Raw genomic sequence first — 24,273 nt, forward strand, 5'->3', positions numbered from 1 at the left:
ATAACTTTGTGTAAAGGATTTGTTAATATGTGTACAATTTATGAAATTGCCAAACGCTGCGGGGTTTCAACGACCACTGTTTCTCGGGTGCTGAACAACCATCCATATGTATCAGAAGAAAAGCGCCAGCACATTTTACAGGTGATGAAAGAAATGGAGTATACACCAAGCTCAGCAGCTCGCACCCTTCGGTCACATCAGACAAAAACCATTGCTGTGTCTGTTCCAGCTGTGGATCATCCTTTTTTTGCACAATTGATTAAAGGCATCTCAAAGGAAGCACTGGATCAAGGGTATAAAGCCATCGTGCTCCAGACGTTTTACCAAGAATCAGTAGAACGTGAAGGGCTTCAATTATTAAAAAGAAAAGAAGTAGATGGTGTCATATTGGGGGCGTTAGAAAATAAGTGGGAAACAATCGAGCCATTTTTAGCAAACGGCCCGATCGTAATGGCAAATGAGTATCATCATACAGCAGACATTCCGATTATTGGATATGATGAGCGGGAAGCTGCCTATAAAGCGGTTGACTACTTGATTCAATCAGGGCGTACATCGATTGGATTTTGCTTTGATACAGAAAGCAGCGAGGCGCAAAAACAAAGAAAGCAGGGCTATCTTGACGCGCTTACTGCTCACGGTTTGCCGCTTAAAGAGGATTGGCTGTTCGGCGAGGCTTTTACCATTGAAGACGGTTTTCGTTTGATGGACTTAATCCACGGGATGCCGGATGCACCTGATGCGATTTTCACCGGCAATGATCAGGTGGCAGCAGGACTTATTAAACAAGCCATTTCATATGGTTATCAAATCCCTAAGGATCTAGCGGTGATCGGTTATGACAACCAAGACATTTGTGAGGTGACAGCTCCAACGATCACCACCATCGACATCCCCATCGTCGAGCTTGGCCAGCAGTCTGTGAAACAAATGATCCAGCTGCTGCAAGACCAAAAACCATTACAGCGTGAACATATTCAGCTGCCTACCCGGCTTGTCACACGAGAATCCACATAAAAAAGACTGAGAGATTTCTCAGTCTTTCATTTTTCAATCAATCGATCAACCTATACAAATTGAGCAAGAATGAAGGTCCATATACATACGATGCCAAGCAAGATGAAGCTGTACTTCACTGTTTTTTTGAAAAGCTCAGATTCTTTCCCTGTTTCTCCAACAGCTGCTGTTGCGATGGCGATAGACTGCGGAGAAATGAGTTTCGCCATGACACCGCCGGTCGTATTCGCCCCAATTAACAAACCTGCCTGAGAACCGATTTGAGAAGCCGTGACCGCTTGAAGGTTACCGAATAAGGCATTGTTACTCACAACAGACCCCGTAATAAACACACCGATCCAACCAAGCATTGGACTGACAAGCGGGAACAAATCGCCTGTTTTGGCAAGCGCGAGGCCAATTGCAGAGCTTAGTCCAGCAAAGTTCGCCAAGTTGGCAAACCCCATGATAAAACAAATCGTGAGAACAGGTATCCAAAGCTCCTTCACTGCTGCTTGTAAGCAGGCAGCGCCCTCTGTTAATTTGATCTGCCGGCTAAACAATCCTGTCAGCATGACCGCAATGAGAATGGCAGTACCAGTTGCACTGATGACATCAATTTTAAAGATCGCATCAAGCGGTGTGTCTGTTTGGGCAATTGGCGGTAATTTCACAATTTGCTGATGCAGAAACGGCATTTTCACTAAAATGGTTGTCCAATTGAGCGGGCCTCCCTCAGCAAACAGCGCTTTAAATGCAGGCAGACTCCATACCGTAATCACAGCCGTTAAGATATAAAACGGAGACCAAGCCTTCAGCACCTCAATGCCGCTATACGTTTGTTTCTGTTCAATGGCTGGTGCTCCTTCTTCACGGTAAATGTGTGTTGGCTGCCATTTTCGGAGAAAGAGAGCCAGCATCCCCATACTTGCTAAAGCTGAAATAATGTTCGCAAGCTCAGGCCCCATCGTCACCATGGTCACAGCCTGCAAAATGGCATAGCTTCCACTCACAACAAGCAAGGCTGGCAGCGTTTCTTTGATCCCTTTAAAGCCGTCTACAATGAAAATGAGTAGAAACGGGATACAGAATGAAATAAACGGAATCGTATATACCAAGGTTTGAGACAAAGCAAGCGGCGGCATATTTCCCATTTGCGCCCCTGTAATCACTGGAATACCCACTGCTCCAAATGCGCCAGACGCAGCATTGGCAATTAAGCAGAGCATAGCGGCTTTCAGTGGTTTAAATCCAAGCTCTGTTAAGAGAGCGGCACTGATCGCAATCGGTACACCAAATCCGGCTGCTCCCTCTAAAAATGCATTAAAACTAAAACCAATTAATAAGAGCTGTAAACGTTGATCTTGAGAGATTCCTGCAATACTAGAACGAATAACATCGAATTTTCCAGATTTCACAGCAATTTTATAGAGCCATACAGCCATGATCACGATATATCCAATCGGCCACAGCCCATTAGATATACCGAGCAGCACAGCAGATAATGCCTTTTCAACCGGCATATGAAAGAAGAATACAGCTGTTACAAAACTGACGATCAAGGTGAAAAAAGCGGCCAAAACACCCTTTAACTTAAATACAGTTAATGCAAGTAGGAAAAACAAGATTGGAAGCATCGCCACCAATGCACTCACGAACTCATTACCAAACGGATCATATATTTGCTGCCACATAGTGATTCATCCTTTTCTGCTCAGATAGGTTGCCTTTGATTGATTAAAAATGAGGAGCTAAAATCCCTTTTAACACATTCACACTATGTGCGAATTTTTCTTTTTCTGTGTCATTTAGTGCAAGCTCCATCACTTCTGTTGCACCATTTCGGTTCACAAGGGCTGGTACACCAATGTAGACATCTTCTGCTCCGTATTCTCCATCTAAATAAGTGCTGACAGTCAGAATGCTGTTTTCATTGTGCAAAATGGCTCTTGTAATACGGGCTAAACTCATCGCTACACCGTAATAAGTGGCACCTTTTTTCTCAATGATTTGATAAGCGGCATGACGCACATTTTCCATGATCTCATCTAAATCTTCTTGTTTGTATTGATCATTTTTCTTCATTAATTCTGCGATCGGTACACTTCCGATATTTGCATGGCTCCAAACAGCAAGCTCTGTATCCCCATGCTCTCCAATGATGTACGCGTGTACGTTGTGTGCTGCTGCTTCAAAGTACTCACTTAGCATGTATCTGAATCTTGCGGTATCAAGAGTGGTTCCACTGCCAATGACTCGTTCTTTCGGAAGTCCGCTGAATTTCCAAGTCGCATATGTCAAAATATCAACTGGGTTTGTAGCAACTAAGAAAATGCCATCGAATCCGCTTTTCATTACGTTTTCGACAATGCCTTTAAATATGTTTAAATTCTTCTCAACAAGGTCCAGTCTTGTTTCACCTGGCTTTTGGTTTGCACCAGCGCAGATACATACAATGTCAGCATCCTGACAATCCTCATAATCTCCATACCAAGTATTCACAGGATGCGGGGCGAATGCTTTCCCGTGGTTTAAATCCATGACGTCACCCATTGCTTTATCTTGATTCAAATCGATGACTACCAATTCATCTGTGATCGCTTGATTTATTAATGTAAAGGCATAACTGCTGCCGACAAAACCTGCTCCAATCAGTGCTACTTTGTTTACTTTTTCGTTTGTCATGTCTCCTCATCCTCCTGAGTAAAACTAAGTTGTTTGTTTGTGAAGTATTTCACATTTATATTGTGCAATACTTCACAAACTTTTGCAAGGGGATTGCTCAAAAAAATAATGTAGCCATTTTGTGAACACCTATGGAAATATAAAAAGTTTATAACAAATTAGTCACCTAACCTCGTTTAATGGTGTGCTATTCCTCTTAAACCCTCTCTTTTAATCGACATAAAAAAAACATTTTAGAATTTTATTTTCAGATAACCAATACCGAAATAAAATTAAAAAATGTTTTTATCTAAACCATTTGAGAACAACTATTCCGTCTTCAAAATGAGGAAAAATTATAAAAAAGTAATTTCATTAATTTCTAACTGATCGTAAATAGATTCTATAGAGTCAGGTTGTAAAGCCCACCGATAAGCCGGATGAATTTCCCAATCAAATCCAAAGTCAGCAAAATTTCCAGATATATATCTAGATTCCTCAAAATATTTTCTGTGCAACTTTCCATCTCCAGATAATTTTCTAGCCGTTAGAAAATTAATTTTATATAAAAATGCAGCTAATTCCTTAGAAGATGCCTTATTTCTATTTGAAAAGAGCATCTCTCCGCCTTGTAATACGTTAGAAATTTTAGTGTATAAATCAGCAGAAGTGTAAACATAACCCTTTGAAGCTCTCTTCTCAACTTTATTGGGTTTCATCCCCATTAGTAGACGCTCTATTTCAGGTAGCTCAGATCTGTACTCGTTTATTGTGTCTTGAATTCTTCCTTGAGAATACTCCTCAAAAATATTTTGAAAATCTAGTGAAGTAATAATACTTCTATCCGCTTTGTATGCTGACCTGGCAGCTAATGTACATAATTTAACCAAATCCCTGGGTCTCTTACGAATTAGCGACATAAGAATTTTATATGTCGGTACATGACTCCATTTTCCTTTACCTTTGAATATATGCTCCATTGTAGTGTTTAAATACTTTGAAAGTTCTTGTTGATTTTTAGATTCTAGATCTATATCGGGAATAGGATCGTTAAGAAATGTAGTAATACGTTTAACTAATAATTGAAGAATCTCATGATTACTCCAAGAGTACCAAATCACAGAACCTTCTATCTTATCAGTAGACTCGTCTGAAGTTCTAACAGCATAATAAACATCTGTTCTTAGTGCAATCTTGAATAAGACATTCCTGTTTTCATTTGAAATATCACGAATAGCATTTAATAAAGCGGAAATCCTTTTTATATCTTCTTTTTTGTTTAACCAACCTCTGTCTAAATCATCAATATAAACAACTACTTTTTTATTATTTAAAAATTGCTCGACTAGTTTTCTTTGAGTAGGATCTAAATCTATACTATCTTTAACGTTTTTTACTGTTTCCAATACAAATTCCATTATTTTGTTTCCAAAGTGCTTTATTTTTTGAATGTCATTATTATTATGGAAATTTAGTCTCTCTAGTATCTTTTTTTGAATAATGGTTTTCAGCCCTTCTTCCCACTCGCGCACTGAAGTTAAAAAATCATTGGCAGTGCTACTATTTATATTGTAAACATCATTTGGTTGAATAAATATGGGCAGCCGTCCGTTTTCATAGTCTTCAAATGCAGAAAACTTAACCATTGCTGATTTTCCAGTACCCTTATGCCCAACTAATATACGAAGAGGCAAATTTGATGTGAAATTATTGTATATTTTTGTCTTGAAAAAATATTGTTTTAATCTTTCATCATTCTCATCTTCTGCGGCCTCATGACCAAAAAGTTTTTGAATATTTTCATCATTGAAATCTAAATGAACTCCCATAATAATCTCCCTTTAGTATTGTATTTTAGGAAAATACATCCTCTATATAAATTTAATTTTCTATTTAAACTTATCCAAATTTTATTTTTTTGTCAATTCTTTCATGTCCTAGAAAACTTTTCGCATATAAACTTATAACCTATTAGCAATTGCTAAGTTCACCGTAGATAAAGCCCCAAGAATAAAACTGTAAAATCATATTACTACCATAACTATATGGTTCTAATATATTCTTAATTCCACTGGTAGCGCACGTGCCTCTATAAAACTTTTGATCATGTCGACAAAAAGTTCTTTCTTTTCAAAAGTAAACGTATGTCCAATGTCAGGAACGATGACCCCCGCTGCATTCGGGTGTGCATTCGTGATTTTTTCTGCTGACCTAGTCATAATGCCCTTTTCCTTTTCTCCCACTGTCACAAGAATCCGTGCCTTCGATTGTTGAAACGTGTCAGGGAGCTTGTAATGAAGGTTTTCTTGAAACATCGTAAGCAGCGTCTTCTTCTGCAATTGTTTGGAATCCGCTGCATAATGATCCAGTACATCGTTTGGAAGTCCCATCTTTTCTGCTTGCAGCTGGATGAACCAATCTTTCTTTAATAACGGATATGTAAGAGGTAAAATGGGCCTTACCATCAAATAGAGCCATGGTAATGGCAACACAAGGGCGCTATTGATGATGGCGATGTCTGCGATGTCTGGCTCTCTCGATAACACATCAACGGCTACCTGTGCACCTAGAGAGAAGCCAATTAGAATAACTGTACGGCCATGTGCATGCTCCTTTATCCATGAAATGATTTCAAAAGCACTTTCTCGCATGGAAAACGACGTTTCATTTGCTCTTGTCCCGTGACCGATAAAATCAGGGGTATAGCATTCATACGTTTCCTTGAATATTTCCATATGCTCCTGCCACATCCAGCTGCTTACGCCTCCACCGTGCAGGAAAATCATCATTGGTTTTTCCACCATCGACAACTCATCCACCATCCTTATATATAAGAAAAAGCAGTCGCTTTTTGAGCAGACTGCTTTTTCCATATGCTCCCTTCTATTATAAGGGAACTATTACATAATTGGCTATTTTTTCAAATCCTCAATGGAGTTCACGTTTTTCATATAAGTCGGAACAACTAGACCCATTCGCAGACCCTTCATACTTGTACCGAGGTCATCATATTTTCCTTTAAACTTCGCTGCATACGTTTTATGTGTATTTGGAAGCCAAGCAGATAATGATGCATCAGCACTTCCGGTTGCAATTGCTGTCCACATTGGACCCGCTTCAACCTGAGTCAAGGTCACTTTAAAACCAAGATCTCGCAGTACTTCTGCCGCAACATTGGTACTTGCAATCTCACTGTCCCACGCAACGTAGGCAAGATTGATTTTATCACCATTCGATTTTTTCACGCCTTTTGTCCATTTAGCCACTTGATCTTTATGTTTTTTCACATATTTAGCGGCAGCATCTTTCGGTTTGACGCCATCCTGGATATCAAGCATCACTTCGCCCATGTCATCTTGAGACCATTTAAACTGACTGAGCATTTTAGCTGCTTCAGGCTGATCCTTCGCAAATCCTTTACGTGAAATGGTGTGAATTTCTTCTTCATCACCATATGATTTTTTCGGATCATCTAAATATTTTAAATCATAGCGGGTAAACATCCAGTGAGGATTCCAGCCAGTAATGATAATTGGCTTTTTACGGTCGTAGGATTTCTTCAACGTGGCTGTCATGGCTGCACTTGATGCAGACACAACCGTCCAATCCTCTAAGCCGTAATCCATTTTCGCTTGATCGGTTAAGGCCATAATACCTGAACCTGGATCAATCCCGATAATCGTTTTATTGACCTGCTGTGCTGCACTCGCATTTGAATCTGATTGTGCACCACATGCGGCTAGTAAAAAGACGAGCAGGGCGGTCATCCCAATGTAGAGAGACTTTTTCCACATTAAGCATTCCCCCTGGTTTTTTTCGTTTTAATGTTTTGTGTAATACGATCCAGTGTAATCGCAACTATCACAATGGCGATACCAGCTTCAAAACCAATACCTGTTTTCAGCTGCGTTACTGCACTGTATACTTCTGAACCAAGTCCTGGCGCACCTACCATTGCCGCAATGACGACCATGGATAAAGCAAGCATGATACTTTGGTTAATCCCAGCCAGAATCGTTTTTGTTGCAAGCGGAAGCTGAACTTTGAATAAACGCTGGAATGTCGTAGAACCAAACGCTTCTGTTGCTTCAATTAAATCGGCTGGTACTTGTTTAATACCGAGAATGGTCATACGAATCGTTGGCGGCATAGAGAAAATAACCGATGCCACAACCCCAGGAACCACGCCAATGTTAAAGAAGAAGATCGCTGGTAAGAGATAAACGAATGCAGGCATTGTCTGCATTAAGTCTAAGATAGGTGTGACGATTTTACGCACAGTTTCTTGCTGTGAAGCCCAAATACCAATCGGAACCCCGATCACAATCGAAATAATCACGGCTGTCACAACGAGCGCAAGTGTCTGAAGCATTGGCTGCCAGTAGCCTAAATAGTCGATCAGTAAAAATCCAATAAGTGTGAAAAGAGCAACTCCTCTTGTACTGATCCACCAAGCAATCCCGGCAAAGATAAGGGTTAAAATGATAGATGGAATGACACCAAGTGCTGCTACAATTCCATTTACTGTTCCAGCTAATCCATTTGTGATGCCATCAAAGAAACCACCAAAAGTTAATGTTAACCAGTCAACAAATTGATCGATATAATCCGCGAACGGAATTCTAGGTAAATCACTCATACTAAACATCTTATTCTACCTCCTGTGTAGAAGGCTCTTGTGCTTTAATTTCCTCTGGGGCGTCAGACATGTTGATATACTCATCATTTCCTGATAATGCACCAATCAATGCACCTCTGACCACAATACCCTTCATTCTGTTTTTCTCATCAACAACTGCAATTGGAATGTTCGCATCAGACACCGCATCAAAGATCTCTGTTAAATACGTTGTTTCCAATACCGTTGTAAATTCTTTATCAAGAACAGTTTCAAGCGACGCACCCGTTTCTGCCGCTTTTTTCGCTGCTTGTGCAGAAATAACACCTAATAAATGCTTTTTCTTATCTACTGCATAGATAGACGAAATCCCAAGATTCTTCATGAGCGTGAGTGCAACACGTGCCCCTTTGTCAATCTGAATGGTTTCTGCACGTTTCATAATATGACCAGCGGTTAATACTTTAGAAAGGTCAACATCTTCAACGAAACGTTCGACATATTCATTCGATGGATTCATCAGGATTTCTTCTGGTGTTCCGATTTGAACGATATTTCCGTCCTTCATGAGGACAATGCGGTCGCCAATACGAAGCGCTTCATCTAAATCATGGGTAATGAAAATAATCGTTTTTCCTACAGACGTATGAAGCTCAAGCAATTCATCCTGCATATCTTTACGAATTAATGGATCTAGTGCGCTGAATGCTTCGTCCATTAATAAAATGTCAGGGTCATTTGCTAGTGCACGTGCCAATCCAACACGCTGCTGCATACCGCCACTTAATTGATTTGGGTACTGCTCTTCAAAGCCTTCAAGTCCAACAAGCTTTAAAGATTCAAGCGCTTTTGAGCGGCGTTCTTCTTTCTCTACACCTTGCAATTCAAGTCCGTATTCTGTGTTCTCCAGAATTGTACGATGCGGGAACAATGCGAAGTTTTGGAAGACCATGCTGATCTTTTTCCGTCTCACTTCACGCAATTGATCCTTTGACATATTTGTTATCATATCCCCATCAATATAAATTTCGCCGGAGGTTGGTTCGATTAACCTGTTTAGCATCCGCACAAGTGTGGACTTTCCGCTCCCTGATAGCCCCATGATGACAAATATCTCGCCGTCATACACATCAAAATTTGCTCGATTGACACCAACTGTTGCGCCGGTCTCTTTGAGGATCTCTCTTTTTGTTTTCCCTTTTTCAAGCATTTGAGATGCTTTTTTAGCATTTTTACCGAAAATTTTAGATACATTATTTATCTTGATTTTGATCTTTCTCTCTTCAGAATTCATATTTTCCCTCCAAATTAGCATCTTTATAACCGTAACATACGCGTTATGATGCGAACAATCTTTAGAATTCGCTTATTTCCGCACAATATGTATGAATTCCATTTAGAGGTCTGGTGATTAGGGTTTATACACCGTATTACTCTTAAATCCTATAGAATGCTTCATAAACTACATATTTTACGGGGTATTTTCTCTCATCAGACAATATTTTACTGGAATTTCCTCATTGTGCTAAAAAATAAGTCGAATACTCGTGCTGCCAGACTTTTTAAATCATGAGTGAACCATTCTCCTGAACAGGATTTACCCGAAAATGGCCTCATAAAAACCTCTATTCTCAAATTTTAATCAAATAAACAAAAAAAACTGCCCACAACTTTAGTTACAGACAGCTTGTTTTTTTAGGACTCTAGGGCAGCCCGCTTGATCTGATCTTGAAGCTCAAGCATACGTTTTGTGCCATCTTCACGTAATCGTTTGTTTTCCTCTTCGATCTGCTTCGTCTCTTTCATCCCTTGTACAATCGTATTAAAGGATGATTCAATCGTTTCAATGTCAATGCTTGGACGACCGGATAACTTGGCAATCTCAACACTTTGGCTTGAAATATTTTCAGCATTTCGTTTCAACATTTCATTGGTTCTTCTGTCCAGCTCACTCATTGAATCAGCCACAAGCTTTTGTCTCTTTGCTGTGACAGCTTGAATGATTCCATTTTTGAAAATAGGAATGGTGATGATGAAGGCAGAGTTGATTTTCCCAATTAATTTCGTATTCCCACGCTGCAGCAAACGAATTTGCGGTGCTGTTTGGAGGGCCACCATTCGTGCCATATCAAGGTCATACACACGCTCTTCAAGTGCTTGAATACCATTACGAAGCGTATCCAGCTCCATTTGCGCCAGCTGGTTTCCACCCGCCGCTTTTTCTTCATAAGAAGGAACCAATTGCTTTAATTCTTCGATTTTCATTTGACCTGCTACGACATACTTTTCAAGCTCCAAGTAGTATTGAATGTTATGCTCATACATTTCTTCAAGCGTCACAGTCGATTTGGTCATTTCGTCTTTATATTTATTGATTTCCACATTGATTTTTTCAATTTCTGCACCGAGCGTTTGATATTTACTGAAAATCTTTTCGATCATGCTGCCGCCGCGCTTAAAGATTTTTGATAACAAACCACCCTTTGGCTCGTCAAAATCATTTTTATCAAAGCGATCCATAATTTTTCCAAGCTGCGTGAGCATCGTTCCTGAGTCTGTGACGCTCGTTGAACGCATCATGGACAGAATACGGTCAGAGAACTTAGAGATTTCGACAGCCGGCTGTTTTCCGTATTCAAGTAGCTCGAGCTGATTTTTGGCATCAATCTGTCTCGCAATGTTTTGAACTTCTGGATCATTGCGCAGCTGAACGCGGATATCGTCTGCCTTCTCAATCGTGATCTCCTCTTTATCAATTGAAATGATGTCATTACCGTTTGTATTTGTCATAAGCTTTGATCTCCTTATCGGTTTTTAATGGATTGAAATAACTTTCTGACGATGGACGGCTCTTTAAACTCCTGATTCATGACCATGTCGTCGAGCCAATGTGTATCAAATAATTGGTCATCTATATACCGCTCTATACACTGATATCCGGCTGGATGATACACGAAAAGATCCACACCCATTTCATTTAGGAAAATCAGGGCAGCCGCATCAGAACGAGTCAGCTCACCATTATATTCTGTATGGTATAAAATCACTTTCGGTACAGTCTGTGCATAATCAAAGGTTTGAATGAGTTCAATGAGATCGCGGCTGATATGCAGAAGCTGTTTGAATAAATAGAGGCGGACATCCTGATCAGTCTCATTGCCTTCTTTGATTAGTTTCGGATGCTGGCAGATTCGAGCTATCGCCTCAGCTATCGCTCGCTGCGTGCCCTCATATAGATGAGAAAACTGCCATACATTGCTTTTCATTAATAATTCAGGATCAATCTCTCCTGCTGGAGAAAGGGCATGCTGATAATGAAATTGATAATTCGAAGTCACTTCTCTCGTAAAAGGAAAATGGCGGATCGTTTTCGTTTCTTTCCACTCCATTAATGTGTGGATACGGTCCCAATATTCACGCTTGTCTCTCGTGACCCCCATCATTTTGGCAAACAGGTTCGGAATTTGAATCGTATCCCGATCTGCTTTGAAATTTGGGCGGATAAACGACCGTTCCTTTGCAATTAAAAACAGCTCATCATACGTTGTCTTTAGCGTAATGGAATGAGGGGTATGATCTCTGAATTGCCATGGCTTATACAGCATGGAATCTTCTGTGTGAAGCACCTCTTCAAGCTCTCTTGTCGAACGGTACGCCACCGTTGATTTCCTCTCAGGCTTTTCAGTAGGGAACGGCTCAAGCTTTGAAGTTCCTGGATACTGATCAATAAAAGTCAGCTTTTCTTCTGGATCTAATTCTCGAAACGGATCCTTGCCTTCCGGATGAAATAGCACCACATCACAGCCAATCAGCATGACATAGTAAAGAAAATAAAGCTGACTTTTATTCGCCTCTCCATACCAAATGACAGCAGGCATTTTTTCTTCAATATTCACTTCTTTCAGCCATGGCCCTAGATGGTTATTTGAAAACTTCACCACATCTAGTAAAACGCGGCGGAAATCAGGATGCTGAAATCCGCCATCATGCAGCTGCTTGAAATGCTCAAACACCTTGATTAATGAAAGGCGGATATGCCGGTTCATCACAGGATTTGGATGACGTACAATCAGCTGCTCGCCATCTAAAAAAGCCACAAAACGATTCACGGACAATCCCTTTTCTTCCTGATTAATCAAATGAATCCGTTGAAGCGCTTGAAAATGCTCTGGTTCAATATGCCGATTGAGTGTTTCACTTAAAATATGCGTGCCGTCTGTTTCATATAATTCATGTAAGTAAATAAAATAATCGGTTGCATCATGCGGAGTTCCAAGGACCCGGGCGGCTAGACTAGGCAAGGATAAGGTATGCTCGTCCTTGACATAGCCATCTCGTTCAGGGAGCGGCTTTTTCAGCAAGTTTTTCCAGGCTTCCTGATCCGCCCTTGTCTGGGTCACATTGATTTCTTTATAGCTCACGCCGCTCCTTCCTTTCACCTATATTTTTTCCAAAGTTACTACTATCATATCATTCAGCCTTCTACTTCTGCTATCGAATCGAAGGCTTTTTTGCCGCAGTCATCTGCTTTGCGACAGATGCGGCGATTTCATCCGCTGCCGCCATGCCAGATGCTGCCGTCGGTTCAAGTGATCGATCAAAGTCTAAGACTTCCCCATGCCTTGGGGCATAGCCCCTATCAGCCTGACGAATGAGTTCGGCATCTAACAAGGAATCGCCCGCACCATATACGTAGTCAAGGTTCAGCCTTTCCTTTAGAAAGGCAACAGCATCCCACTTATGAAGCGGCTGTGGAATAAAATAAAGCTTCCTGCCCTGAAGCGAAACCTGCCAGCCTCTCTCCTCACCCCACAGCCTTAATTCAGCAAGCGGAATGTGAGTAAGATACTCGTCCTTCATGATCAAATAAAGAAATTTCCCATCAGCTGTCCGAATCCGCTTGACCCAGGCGGCAATTGGCAGTTCAGCTATTTCCCTCAACATATCTCTGACGGGCATACACTCTTTCAATCTCTCATCTACAAGGGTCTGCCATTCCTCCAGCGGCTTGCCGTGATGAAGGATGCAGCCGCCGTTTGTCGTGATGGCATACTCTGGTTTGATCTCTTGTTGAAAGGGAGTGATTCGTTCATATTGCGTGGTCGTTCTTGTCGTCACTGGGATCAGCCATCCTGCTTGATAAATGGCCTGTAAGGATGTTTTCGTTTCAACAGACATATAGGAAAGCGGCCGATCATCCAGCACCTCGATGACATCATATGCTCCCTTGTATGCAAACTGCTCCAGCATTCGATGCGAGTAAATCAGTGTCCGGTCTAAATCGCTGGCAAACGCTATTTTCTTCATGACGATTGCTCCAGCGGGCGAATTAACCCGCAGCACGTGTAGGACATATTTGCATATTCAATGACGGGAACGCCTCTATCCTCTGCCAAAAGCAAAATATGCTTCAGCTTCTCCTGAGACCCTGGCTGAATCAGTATTTTCCATGGGATTCTTCTGAGCAGCACTCGAGTCGTCTCGCCAACACCAGGCTTAATCAAATGCGTATTTTCAATTTGAAATGCTTGACCGATTGTTTCAATGGAAGTCATCCCCCGCCAATCAGCAGGTTCTCCTTGTGCGACGAGGATGTCTGCTTTCTCTTGTACATTTGAATCAAGCCTAGAAAATGCTTCTTCAATTGTATCTACATACAGATTAGACACATCCTCATCCAGCAACTCTTCATAATACTTGGCCCCATGGAAATCATCGGCATTGATCCAGCGGTTGTTTAGTACCGTTCGACTGACTAGTCCAGAGACCGTCGAGTTCAGACAGGCACTTGGAATGAGGAAGTCCTCTCTTGTTCCGTATAGATTTGTACAATAGCCAGGGTCAGCAAGCACAGCCAGCTCACTAGAAAGACGAATCCCATACTTATGTTCAAAATCAAGCACAGCCTTTTGCAGCTCTTTGGAAATAGCGCCTTTCCCGGTCCAGCCATCAATAAAGGCAATCTCAAAGCCTGGATGTTGGTTTAGCATATAATGCACCGCATTCTCATCTATTCCTCGGTCACGAATAATAGAAATACTATAATGAGGCAAATCAAGACCATACGTCTTTCGAATATACCGCTTGATGAGCACCCCGATCGGTGTTCCAGCTCGTGCCAAGCTGCAAAGTACGGTTTGAAAGCCTCGTTTTTTCACAATTTGTTCTGCCACAATCGCTACAGCTTCCGCTACCTTTTGCTTACTTTCTTCAAGAGATTGATAGAATAAGTGCATATAAGATGCCGTAGGCTTGTATTCAATTGGCAGCATTTCTGAGTAATGTGCACCGCTCTGAATAGAGCGCTCCCGCTCTTCTGTACTTTTCTCCATCTCAATCGATGATAAATCCTTGAGTAAGAAGGTTACGTCCTGCTCTGGATAACTTCCCATCTTTGTATACACATTAGCCATTCACCTTCACCTCATCTGATAAAGTCACAATATGCATATGCTTCACATGCCGTTCAGCAAATAAGTGAACAAGCGGCAGCAATGCTTCTTGAGAAACTTTTTTCTCGAAAAAAAGAAAGACATCATCGTATTGATCTTTGGGGATGTTGTACACGTAGTGCTGAATACGGGAATCCTCTGGACTCATGAACGCAAACCCGTTCTGGACAGCGTACCCTTCCTTTTCGACCGGATGAATCGGGCTTCTTGTGGTCGAATGAAACAGAACGCCTTCTCCCATATGGGCTGCCAGTCTCATCGGCACATACATCAGCTCCCCTGTCCCTAAGCAGAGTGTCTGTTTCCCTTTGCGTTCTTGCTGCAGCTTTAGTCCAGCCTCAGCAGCTGCTTGATCAATGGCGGCCGTATCCGCCGCACTTAAACCGAAACGACCCGTTTCATGTATATATGACGAATGGCCAGCCGAATTGACTGCATGGGAAAGTGAATACGGAACGTGTTGAAAGAAAGATTGAAGTGAATGAAAAGAGAGTGCTGGTCTTTTCTCCTGCGCAGCAATCTCATATGAATAAGTAGGCTCATCCAGTGTTGTCCCCCGAAACATCATCTGCCCTTTTAATAGAGACAATGATGTGATCTGAATGCCAAGCTCCTCTTGAAGCTGAAGCATAGCTTCCTCATGCGCAGGTGTTCTCCAGTCTAAAATGGACAGAAGGGTATAAGATTGTCTTGGATACTTTGCGTGCAGATCCCGAATGATATTCATATTTGTTCGACCTGTTGTGACCTCATCATCTACTAATACAACGGGGCGGTCAGTCAGGAGCAGGGCTTCGTCAGCATAACAAAGCTGATCCGTTGCATGAGAATGCTCTTCTTCAAATACCAATACAGGATCAAGATCTAGCAGCTGTTCACGTGTCGTATGAATGTAAGATGCTCCATCTATCACGTCATAGACACCATGACCAAGTGCTGTTGCCGTTTCAGCAAAACCGATCACAATAGGCTGTTTGCCCGTCATGAGCTTCTCTTTTTTAAGAGCAGTATATGCTTCGGTTAACATGGCATGGTCTTCCGTCTTTAGTGCCTTTACTAGATGGTCTTGATGCGGGGGCGTCTGGCCCGTTTGCTCTTTGGCATAAACCATTGCCAAAAGACCTGAGACAAGAAGTGGTTTCAGCGGGTGAACAGGCAGATGTTTACCAAGCACCTTACTAACAAATAAAAAGGCTCTCTTTTTGTTCACCCTTGCCGCCATCTCAAACAGATGCTCTTTTTCAAGCTGAAGAGCCCCCTCTTTGAGATCAAGCTCCACCTTCATATGTGCCAAGATGTTCAGTGTATGCCGCTTCTGATTCTGTAAGTATGTCGATATAGCTTCTATTTTCATGAAACACCCCGTAAATGTCTGACTTCATTAAAATGTGCTCGGCCCACCGATAATGTGGCTTCGTTTCATTCATCTTATTAGAGAATGCACTCTTCATCACTCCAACTGTGCCATCGGCATGCTCCAAAATGCTTAATGCGTCCATGTACTCTTCCTTTGTCACAACATACATGCTTTGAACTGGTTTGAGATGTGTTGGATGGATCACTGTCTTTCCATGAATGCCGTTTGCCACATCCAGCCTTGTCTCTTTGAGCAGGCCTTGCATGTGATCAGGCTCAGATGAAAAAGGCTCGCCGCCCTTAGAGAGAGCACGAATGAATGGTTTTGGTTCTTTTCGTGCGGGTCCAAAATGCTCCCATACAGCACCAGATATCACAAAAGAACGGCCAAAATAATTGATGATATCTGTGATCAACTCAGCAATGAGCCTGATTTCATAAATGGTGGTCTCGCGATCACGGCGAATGCCGTACAATCCACACAGATCCGTTGCCCCAATGCGAATATTCAACATATATTCCTCATCATTCAGCATGATCTGCTTTAAATCAGACAACACCTGATATCTCGTTTCTTTTTCTAATAAATCTGGTGTTTCCAAAATAGGCATTCCATAGAGTTTTGTCTTCGTTTGTGCTGAAGCCTGTTTCAAGCTGTCCACATATTCCTTTGCATTGTGAACAGAACACTTCGGAAACACAAAACCAGTCAGTAAATGAAGGGAGGACCCAAGCAAGTTTGCCATATTGAGCAGCTGCTTTGGCGAACGAACCCGAATGAATAAAAGCGGCAAATGGTCAGCCGTTTCTGGTGAATGAGTGAGTTTCTCTGAAAGGAAGGTCAGTTGTGCCACTAGATTCTGTTCAGCCATGTCCACTTCTTGATCACCAATGGCATCCTCCAAACAAAACACAACAGAGCAAAGCGCTTCATATTTCTGCGAAAGCAGCATATCTGCTATATCCTGTCTGGTCGCAGGCATATATAAAGTAGCACCTAATGCATGCGCAAGTACATGCCTTGGCGACAATGAATGAATCGCCGCCGGCCGCTTAAAAAATATATCGTGCTGCCTCGCCTCTGATAAAAAACGAAAATATCGCATGCAGTGCCACCTCCTGTTGTTAGAGAGAAAATCGAACAAATGACTTGATGATTCAAAAAAGGATGGAGCCGTTAGTCAACTCCATTCCTTTTCAATCGTCCTATTCTTCTTTTGAAGCCGCAGCTTCGTTTGTCACAACTTGATGTTTCTTCTTATTGATTTTATGAACAATAAACGTTCCGATAAATGCTAAAATAATAATCGCAAAGAAGACGAGATGCGGGATTTCAATATGAGCAGCACTTAAGCCCATTTTCACAGCAATGATCCCTATGAGAATAAATGCCGTATTCTCAAGCTCTGGTATACGGTCAATAAGCACAAGGAATAACTGTGCCACTGTACGCATCATGAGAATCCCCAGCATTCCGCCTAATAGAAGAATCCATACTTCCTCAGATACAGCGAATGCGGCAAGAATACTGTCCACCGAGAAGGCAAGGTCCATAATTTCTACAGAAATAACGGTTGCCCAGAAGACGCCAAATACACGAATCATCCAGCCTTCTTTTTTCAATTCCTTCGCTTCGTCATCTCCGTCACCTAACCAGAAGTGCTTAATGACAAGCCAAGCTAAGTATGCAGCACCTAGAACCTTAATCCACAAGAACTTAATAAGAAGCATTCCTACGCCAATGAATAGAAAACGGAAGAAATAAGCGCCAATTAATCCGTAGGTTAATGCCTTTTTACGCTGCTTTTCAGGTAAGTGTTTCACCATGACAGCTAATACAAGTGCGTTGTCCGCTGACAACAACCCTTCAAGCACAACAAGGGTTCCAATGAGCCCCCAAGAGACAGGGTCTGTTAATACCTCTGCCCACATTTGCCAATCAAAAAACGAGGCATACGTGTCCAACATATGTTTCAAAATGTCCAACTGGTTTTCCTCCTATAAGTGTAGAAGCATCAGCAGGCTTTCGCCTGCTGTTATTCTTGATCGCTGTTTCTTTCTCACTTTGGAAAAGGCCCTCATATGAGTCATTGGCAGCGCCTCTTGAATTGATTTGTTTCTCCTATTTACACTTCTAATCCATAATTTTGACAAAGAGCTGCAAGTCCGCCAGAGAATCCGCTTCCGATTGCGTTAAACTTCCAATCGCTACCGTGTCGGTACAATTCACATACCACAACAGCTGTTTCAATTGAGAAGTCCTCCCCTAAATCAAAGCGAATCAATTCTTCCCCGCCCTCTTCATTTACAACACGAACAAATGCATTAGAGACTTGTCCAAAATTCTGGTTGCGCGTCTCTGCATCGTGGATCGTCACTGTAATTCCGATACGATCAATGTTAGCAGGAATTTTTGAGAAATCAACGAGAATTTGCTCGTCATCTCCATCTCCTTCACCCGTACGGTTATCACCTGTATGAGTCACACTACCGCTAGGATGCTGCAGGTTATTATAGAATACAAAGTCTGTATCTTGCTGACAACGATTGTTTGCATCCACTAAGAAAGCCGAAGCGTCCAAATCAAATTCGGCTCCGCCAGAATATTTATTCGTATCCCAGCCAAGTCCGATCATCACCTTTGTCAGTCCTGGGTTGGTTTTCGTTAAATCGACACGTTGTCCTTTTGAAAGTTGAATCGCCATATCGTATCTCTCCTGTCTTTAAACATATGAAAACGGGCATTACCCGATATCTAAGCCGAAGTCCGTTGCAATACGGGCAAGTCCGCCTTGATAGCCTGATCCTACAGCCGAGAATTTCCACTCTCCGCCATGACGGTATAATTCACCTACAATAATCGCTGTTTCAATCGAAAAGTCTTCTGCCAAATCATATCGAATGAGCTCTTCATTTGATGCCGCATTTAAAATACGTACGTAAGCGTTAGAGACTTGTCCAAAATTTTGACTGCGCGCTTCTGCATCATGAATCGTAATGACAAATGAAATCTTCTCAACACTCGCTGGTACAGTTGAAAGGTCGACATTGACCTGCTCGTCATCTCCGTCTCCTTCACCCGTGCGGTTGTCGCCTGTATGTACGACACTGCCGCCTCCGCCAGTTGTTTGATTGTAAAAGACAAAGTCAGATGGAGAGTTTGCTTTACCTGCCGCATCTAAAAGGAATACACTTGCGTCTAGATCAAAGTCATGTCCGCCGTCATACTTGTTCACGTCCCAGCCAAGTCCTACCACCACTTTTGTTAAGCCTGGATTCGTTTTTGTTAAATCAATTTTTTGACCTTTCGCTAAAGAAATTCCCATCAGGAACCTCTCCCTTCTAAGTTAAATGTAGTTTCTCGTAATATCGGCTAGCTTTACATCATTTGTACCATTTCCAACAGCCGCAAACTTCCACTCATTCTCGTGACGATAAAGCTCTCCAACGATTAATGATGTTTTACCTGCATACTCATCTTTTAAATTATATTTCACTAATTCTTGATTATTTGATCGATCAACGATGCGGATGTAAGCATTTTGAATCATACCAAAGTGCTGGTTTCTTCTAAGAGCATCATAGATGTTCACGACGAACACCAATTTATTCACATTACCTGGCACTTTGCTTAAGTTCACGAGGACTTGTTCATCATCTCCGTCTCCTTCACCTGTCAGGTTGTCACCAGTATGCTCAACACTGCCGCATTTGCTTTTCAAGTTGCCAAAATAAATTAAATCTTTATTTTCAGTAAATTTATCATTTTTCAGCATCAGCACTGAAGCGTCACAATCAATATCAGCGCCGCCTCCGCCACCAAACAGTTTTCCTAAAAAACCGCCGCCTTGTGATACAGGGTCCCAGCCAAGTCCAACCAGAATATTAGTTAATCCTGCTTTCCCTTTTGTTAAATCAATACGTTGACCTTTTTCTAATGTAATCGCCAAATCAATCACTCCTCCAGCATAATAAAAATCTATTTATTAAGCGATGGACCCTGTTAAATCATCATACATGAAAATTCGACAAAATTCATGAAATGACATGGGAGCCTCTTACTCTTTTTTCTATTTACTAGTATATACGATCTATGTTCACCATAGGTTTCAATAACGTCATATTTTTTTAAAAAGAAAGAACCTGATGAAAAATACTTTATGTCGTAAATCACGTGTTTCATGTGAAACAATGTCGAATGTTCCCGATTAACAGCTCTACTAATGAAAAGAGTGTTGGCACAGCTTCATATGTTGATATAGAAAATTCAGGTATATGTAAAAGAAGGATCACCCTTTCGTTTCCTTCCATACATGTATTTCTTTATACTTGTGAATAGAGATTCCACGTATTGATGAAAGGATGTTGATGATGCCATCACTTCATATATTAGATCAAGTCGCCATTCCTAAAGGGCAGACAGCACATGAGACATTGGTCCAGACGACGAAGCTCGCCCAGCTTGCGGAAACACTTGGGTATGAGCGGTATTGGTTCGCTGAACACCACAGCACAAGAGGGCTCGCTAGTACGGCGCCTGAAATATTAATGGCTCATATTGCGGCACATACATCGACCTTGCGGACAGGCTCTGGCGGCATTTTACTCCCGCAGTACAGCCCTTTTAAAGTGGCAGAGGTTGCGCGGCAGCTTGAAGCCCTTTACCCTGGACGGATTGAGATCGGTGTTGGTAAATCTCCAGGCGGAATTGAAAGGACGAGACTGGCATTGACGGACGGCATGAAGAAGGATCTGTCTCAGTTTGACCGCCAGCTGAAAGATCTTCTTTTTTACTTATCTGACAGCCTGCCTTCTGGTCATCCGCATGCGGGAGTGAAAGCTGCCCCGCTCGTTCCCTCTCCTCCGCCGGTTTGGCTGCTTGGACTAGGAGAAAATAGTGCCATGCAGGCGGCATCCCTTGGAATCAACTATATTTTCGGCCATTTTATTCACCCTGCACGCGGCAAAAAGGCTTTTGAGACGTACCAGTCACACTTTTCTCCATCTGCTTTCTCTCGTCAGCCACAATCTATGTTTGCTGTCTTTGTTATCTGCGATGAAACAGATGAGGAAGCGAGCCGCATCGCCAGCAGTACAGATTTATGGCTGCTTCGTGTTGAAAAAGGACTCGACAGCCGCGTTCCTTCTATAGAAGAAGCAGCGGCATATCACTATACTGAACAGGAAAAGAAAAAAGTGTTACACAATCGTAAGCGAATGGTTGTGGGCTCGAAGCAAACAGTGAAAGAGCAGCTCCAAATGTTAATGGATCGCTATCAAACGGAGGATATCATGATTCTGAACAATTCCTTTGATCCATTAGAAAAACAGCGCTCCTTCGAACGAATCGCAGAACTATTTTGAAGCCAATCATCACATGGCTTCTTTTTTACATTGTCACAAAAAATGGGAAATGTAACATGGAGATGTCAAAATCTTACCTTTTGTCATCTGGTCGCAATTGTGTCGTCTAATCGTTAGCGAACTGTAAACGCATTGAAGGTGTACCTTCTATATAGTGGAGGTACATATAAAATGAACGGTTTACAATGCTGAAAAAAAGGAGATGATAGGCGATGAAAAAGAGACTCGACTGGGTAGATGCAGCTAAAGGAATCGGTATTCTGCTCGTCGTCATGGCACACGTACCCATTCCTGATTCAATAAAGCAATTCATTTACTCTTTTCATATGCCGCTTTTCTTTTTACTATCAGGTATGATGTTTCGATCATCCTCAATTCCTGCTATGTCATTTATTCAGAAAAAAGCCAAAAGCTTGCTCTTACCTTATCTTTATTTCTCCATCATTACGTATGTTTTCTGGTTCTCTGTTACCCGCTTTTTCGCTTTTAAGGGGCAGACGGATATTGATCCCTTTGTTCCATTTACAGGTATTTTTATATCCAATGCAGATGAAGCAAGGCTGACGCACAACCCAGCCATCTGGTTTTTAACGACGCTCTTTTTAGTGGACATCTTATTTTTCTTTATGCATCGTCTCTCAAAAGGAAAACCAGCTGTATTGAGTTTACTGACGCTCCTTTGCGGAGGAGCTGGATATGCCTCTACTTTCTTGTTAGACCACAGTCTCCCTTGGAATGCCAATGTCGCCTTAACGGCTGTTGTGTTTTATGCAATTGGATTTTTAGCCAAGCAATGGTTTGTGGAATTAAAAACAGATCCAACCCTCCTTCTATGTACAGGGTTGCTTGTGCTGACGGCTTACATGCAACGCTTTAATTCACGGATTGATATGCGTGTCAACGACTATGGCGATCTATTTATTTTCTATGTATGTGCACTGCTTGGTTCAGCTGCCGTTATTTATTTAAGCTTCAAATTGAAAACGTCCACTATTTTGACGTATCTCGGACGTCATTCCATTGTCATTCTCGTTTTGCAATTTGCCATCATCGATATCATGAAAGCATTTGTTTATTATGGACTAGGCATCAATATTTCTGATACAGCCCACCTGTCTTGGACGCTCTTTTATACGCTTGGTACATTGCTGCTCATGGTGCCATGCATCTCCTTCTTGAGCAAGTATCCTATGCTGCTCGGCAAACCAGCCAAATCCGCACACCGCTACGAACAAAAACCATCCGCCGGCTAATAGGGCGGATGGTTTTTTCTATTCATCATTGATTTGAGAAGGATAAAGCGTCATACCTCCATCAACAAATAATGTGGTACCTGTCATATAGGCAGCTTCTTTAGATACAAGAAATGCAGCGGCAGACCCAATCTCTTTCGGATCACCAAAGGCTCTCATCGGAATTTTCTTAAGCTGTTTTTCCTTTTTCTGTTCATCTTGAAGATCGTCATTCGATTCGGTTGACATGGTGCCTGGTGCAATCGCATTGACCCGAATACCCGCTTCGGCATAATCAAGAGCCAGCGTCTTCGTCATCATATTCATTCCGCCTTTGGAAGTGGAATAATGAACATTGAACGGACGCGGAATTTCCTGATGGACACTGGATATATTTAAGACAGATCCTTTTACATCATGCTCCATCATATAGGCAATGGCCGCCTTTGCTCCTAAAAATGCGCCTGTGATATTCACATCAATGACTTTTTGCCATTGTTCCAGCGTCATTTCATGCGGCATCGCTTCTTCCCCGTTAAAGCCTGAATTATTGACAAACACATCCAATGCGTCGAAATGCTCCAGTGCTGCATCCATTAATGCCTGAATTCCCTCCTCTTTGGAGACATCTGCGTGTACTTTCACCGCTTGACCTCCATGCCGCTGAATGGCTTGTACCGTTTCTTCAGCACCCTGTTCATCGCCTTTATAGTTCACAACCACGTTCATTTGCTCTTGTCCAAAACGCAAGGCGATCGCTTGTCCAATTCCTTTAGACGAACCTGTCACAATGGCTGTTTTTCCTTTTAAATCTTGATACATCTTCATTTCCTCCAATCACGTGCTGCAACTTGTTGATACACAATGGTTACCCATTTTGAAAAAAAGAAAAACACAATCCTCTTGTTTCAAAAGGATTGTGCTGTTCATCAAGCTAAAAGGTGTTATACACATTTTCACACGTTTCGGCGGTGGGCTGATAAAAACAATGTGACTTATACCTTGCCACAAACGGCTGATTGTACCAAGTCGCTGGACAATTTCCAGGCGGCTTGAAATACCAAAGGCTGAATTTCGCAGGCCAAAATCGTTCCCCGTTAATGTTCCTTCGTGCAAGTACCTTTTCACTTTCTCGTGCTCGTTGATAAAAATAGCCATGCGTGACCGCCTCAAACGCATGCTCCTGATAAATCATTTGTGGAATCGTACGCAGCCCTTTAAAGTCAGAGCAGTTGGCACGCAAACGATTGATGCCTACATTCCCTACAAGCAGCATCCCTTGCTTTCCTTCACCTTCTGCTTCCGCTCTCAACAGTCTGGCCATTAAATCAATATCAGAGCTTGTCGCTCTTACCACTGCCATACATCCACCTCCATTTCATTTCTCTTTTATTTTATGTAGCGTTTGTGTGTAGATGACTGCCATTTTGACATGAAAAAACACGTTTAGTGGCGGCAGCCTGTCTAAATAACTCAAGATTTCGCTGGACATGTGTCTCTCTGTCAACAACACACAAACCAAGTAACCATACACATAACAGGAAATAATATTCATTACTATATACTCATTTACAAGTCATAAAAATCCTTC

22 protein-coding genes are annotated in these 24,273 nt (G+C 41.9%); 3 read left to right on the top strand and 19 right to left on the bottom strand.

From position 1 onward, the window contains the following. Positions 1-27 precede the first annotated feature (27 nt). Positions 28-1,017 carry a LacI family DNA-binding transcriptional regulator gene (locus GPA07_RS17835; RefSeq protein WP_157293086.1) on the top strand — a complete coding sequence of 330 codons (990 nt, stop codon included), beginning with the start codon at positions 28-30 and terminating at the stop codon, positions 1,015-1,017. Positions 1,018-1,067: 50 nt separating this feature from the next. Here the strand turns inward: GPA07_RS17835 and GPA07_RS17840 are convergent, their stop codons facing one another. From GPA07_RS17840 to GPA07_RS17920, 17 genes are all read right to left on the bottom strand, one after another. Then, positions 1,068-2,690, bottom strand: a complete 1,623-nt coding sequence (locus GPA07_RS17840) for an L-lactate permease (RefSeq protein WP_157293087.1) — start codon at positions 2,688-2,690, stop codon at positions 1,068-1,070. 43 nt (positions 2,691-2,733) lie between these two features. Beyond that, positions 2,734-3,681, bottom strand: a complete 948-nt coding sequence (locus tag GPA07_RS17845) for an L-lactate dehydrogenase (RefSeq protein WP_008360351.1) — start codon at positions 3,679-3,681, stop codon at positions 2,734-2,736. Positions 3,682-4,016: 335 nt separating this feature from the next. Further along, on the bottom strand, positions 4,017-5,489 hold the full coding sequence (locus tag GPA07_RS17850; protein ID WP_157293088.1) for a P-loop ATPase, Sll1717 family: 1,473 nt from the start codon (positions 5,487-5,489) through the stop codon (positions 4,017-4,019). A gap of 222 nt (positions 5,490-5,711) precedes the next feature. Further along, positions 5,712-6,533: an alpha/beta fold hydrolase gene (locus GPA07_RS17855; RefSeq protein ID WP_157293089.1), complete on the bottom strand. Its 822-nt coding sequence runs from the start codon at positions 6,531-6,533 to the stop codon at positions 5,712-5,714. A gap of 39 nt (positions 6,534-6,572) precedes the next feature. Continuing rightward, positions 6,573-7,454: a glycine betaine ABC transporter substrate-binding protein gene (locus GPA07_RS17860; RefSeq protein ID WP_008360349.1), complete on the bottom strand. Its 882-nt coding sequence runs from the start codon at positions 7,452-7,454 to the stop codon at positions 6,573-6,575. Next, entirely contained in the window at positions 7,454-8,299 is an 846-nt protein-coding gene (opuAB, locus tag GPA07_RS17865; protein WP_008360348.1) for a glycine/proline betaine ABC transporter permease subunit OpuAB, read from the bottom strand. The genes GPA07_RS17860 and opuAB overlap by 1 nt, the downstream gene beginning before the upstream one ends. A gap of 10 nt (positions 8,300-8,309) precedes the next feature. Beyond that, positions 8,310-9,572: a glycine/proline betaine ABC transporter ATP-binding protein OpuAA gene (opuAA, locus tag GPA07_RS17870; RefSeq protein ID WP_071168136.1), complete on the bottom strand. Its 1,263-nt coding sequence runs from the start codon at positions 9,570-9,572 to the stop codon at positions 8,310-8,312. A gap of 401 nt (positions 9,573-9,973) precedes the next feature. Beyond that, on the bottom strand, positions 9,974-11,068 hold the full coding sequence (locus GPA07_RS17875) for a toxic anion resistance protein (protein WP_008360346.1): 1,095 nt from the start codon (positions 11,066-11,068) through the stop codon (positions 9,974-9,976). Positions 11,069-11,082: 14 nt separating this feature from the next. Further along, a complete protein-coding gene (locus GPA07_RS17880) occupies positions 11,083-12,699 on the bottom strand; it encodes a YceG family protein (protein WP_008360345.1) in 1,617 nt (538 codons plus the stop codon). A gap of 70 nt (positions 12,700-12,769) precedes the next feature. Further along, a complete protein-coding gene (locus tag GPA07_RS17885; protein ID WP_157293090.1) occupies positions 12,770-13,585 on the bottom strand; it encodes an HAD family hydrolase in 816 nt (271 codons plus the stop codon). Beyond that, positions 13,582-14,691 (bottom strand): cysteine protease StiP family protein, encoded by a 1,110-nt coding sequence (locus GPA07_RS17890; RefSeq protein ID WP_008360343.1) that lies wholly within the window; start codon positions 14,689-14,691, stop codon positions 13,582-13,584. The genes GPA07_RS17885 and GPA07_RS17890 overlap by 4 nt, the downstream gene beginning before the upstream one ends. Beyond that, positions 14,684-16,015 (bottom strand): phosphoribosyltransferase family protein, encoded by a 1,332-nt coding sequence (locus GPA07_RS17895; RefSeq protein WP_157293169.1) that lies wholly within the window; start codon positions 16,013-16,015, stop codon positions 14,684-14,686. Before GPA07_RS17895 ends, GPA07_RS17890 begins: the two co-directional genes overlap by 8 nt. Then, positions 15,999-17,192: an HpcH/HpaI aldolase/citrate lyase family protein gene (locus GPA07_RS17900; protein ID WP_008360341.1), complete on the bottom strand. Its 1,194-nt coding sequence runs from the start codon at positions 17,190-17,192 to the stop codon at positions 15,999-16,001. The genes GPA07_RS17895 and GPA07_RS17900 overlap by 17 nt, the downstream gene beginning before the upstream one ends. Before the next feature lie 100 nt (positions 17,193-17,292). After that, positions 17,293-18,072, bottom strand: a complete 780-nt coding sequence (locus GPA07_RS17905; RefSeq protein ID WP_008360340.1) for a TerC family protein — start codon at positions 18,070-18,072, stop codon at positions 17,293-17,295. 140 nt (positions 18,073-18,212) lie between these two features. Further along, positions 18,213-18,791: a TerD family protein gene (locus GPA07_RS17910; RefSeq protein ID WP_008360339.1), complete on the bottom strand. Its 579-nt coding sequence runs from the start codon at positions 18,789-18,791 to the stop codon at positions 18,213-18,215. A 39-nt stretch (positions 18,792-18,830) separates the two neighbouring features. Continuing rightward, a complete protein-coding gene (locus GPA07_RS17915) occupies positions 18,831-19,412 on the bottom strand; it encodes a TerD family protein (protein WP_008360338.1) in 582 nt (193 codons plus the stop codon). A 21-nt stretch (positions 19,413-19,433) separates the two neighbouring features. Next, positions 19,434-20,036 carry a TerD family protein gene (locus tag GPA07_RS17920; RefSeq protein ID WP_008360337.1) on the bottom strand — a complete coding sequence of 201 codons (603 nt, stop codon included), beginning with the start codon at positions 20,034-20,036 and terminating at the stop codon, positions 19,434-19,436. 421 nt (positions 20,037-20,457) lie between these two features. On the opposite strand from GPA07_RS17920, the gene GPA07_RS17925 reads away from it, so the two are divergent. Together GPA07_RS17925 and GPA07_RS17930 are read left to right on the top strand one after the other, a co-directional pair. Further along, positions 20,458-21,450 (top strand): LLM class flavin-dependent oxidoreductase, encoded by a 993-nt coding sequence (locus GPA07_RS17925; protein WP_008360336.1) that lies wholly within the window; start codon positions 20,458-20,460, stop codon positions 21,448-21,450. Positions 21,451-21,662: 212 nt separating this feature from the next. Beyond that, positions 21,663-22,703 (top strand): acyltransferase family protein, encoded by a 1,041-nt coding sequence (locus GPA07_RS17930; protein ID WP_071168145.1) that lies wholly within the window; start codon positions 21,663-21,665, stop codon positions 22,701-22,703. Positions 22,704-22,721: 18 nt separating this feature from the next. On the opposite strand, the gene GPA07_RS17935 is transcribed toward GPA07_RS17930, so the two are convergent. Next, positions 22,722-23,504 (bottom strand): glucose 1-dehydrogenase, encoded by a 783-nt coding sequence (locus tag GPA07_RS17935; protein ID WP_008360334.1) that lies wholly within the window; start codon positions 23,502-23,504, stop codon positions 22,722-22,724. Positions 23,505-23,616: 112 nt separating this feature from the next. After that, a complete protein-coding gene (locus tag GPA07_RS17940) occupies positions 23,617-24,045 on the bottom strand; it encodes a cell wall hydrolase (protein ID WP_008360333.1) in 429 nt (142 codons plus the stop codon). Positions 24,046-24,273: the final 228 nt, after the last annotated feature.

It is taken from the genome of Bacillus sp. ms-22, assembly GCF_009759805.1.
Taxonomy (GTDB): Bacteria; Bacillota; Bacilli; order Bacillales; family Bacillaceae; genus Bacillus; species Bacillus xiamenensis.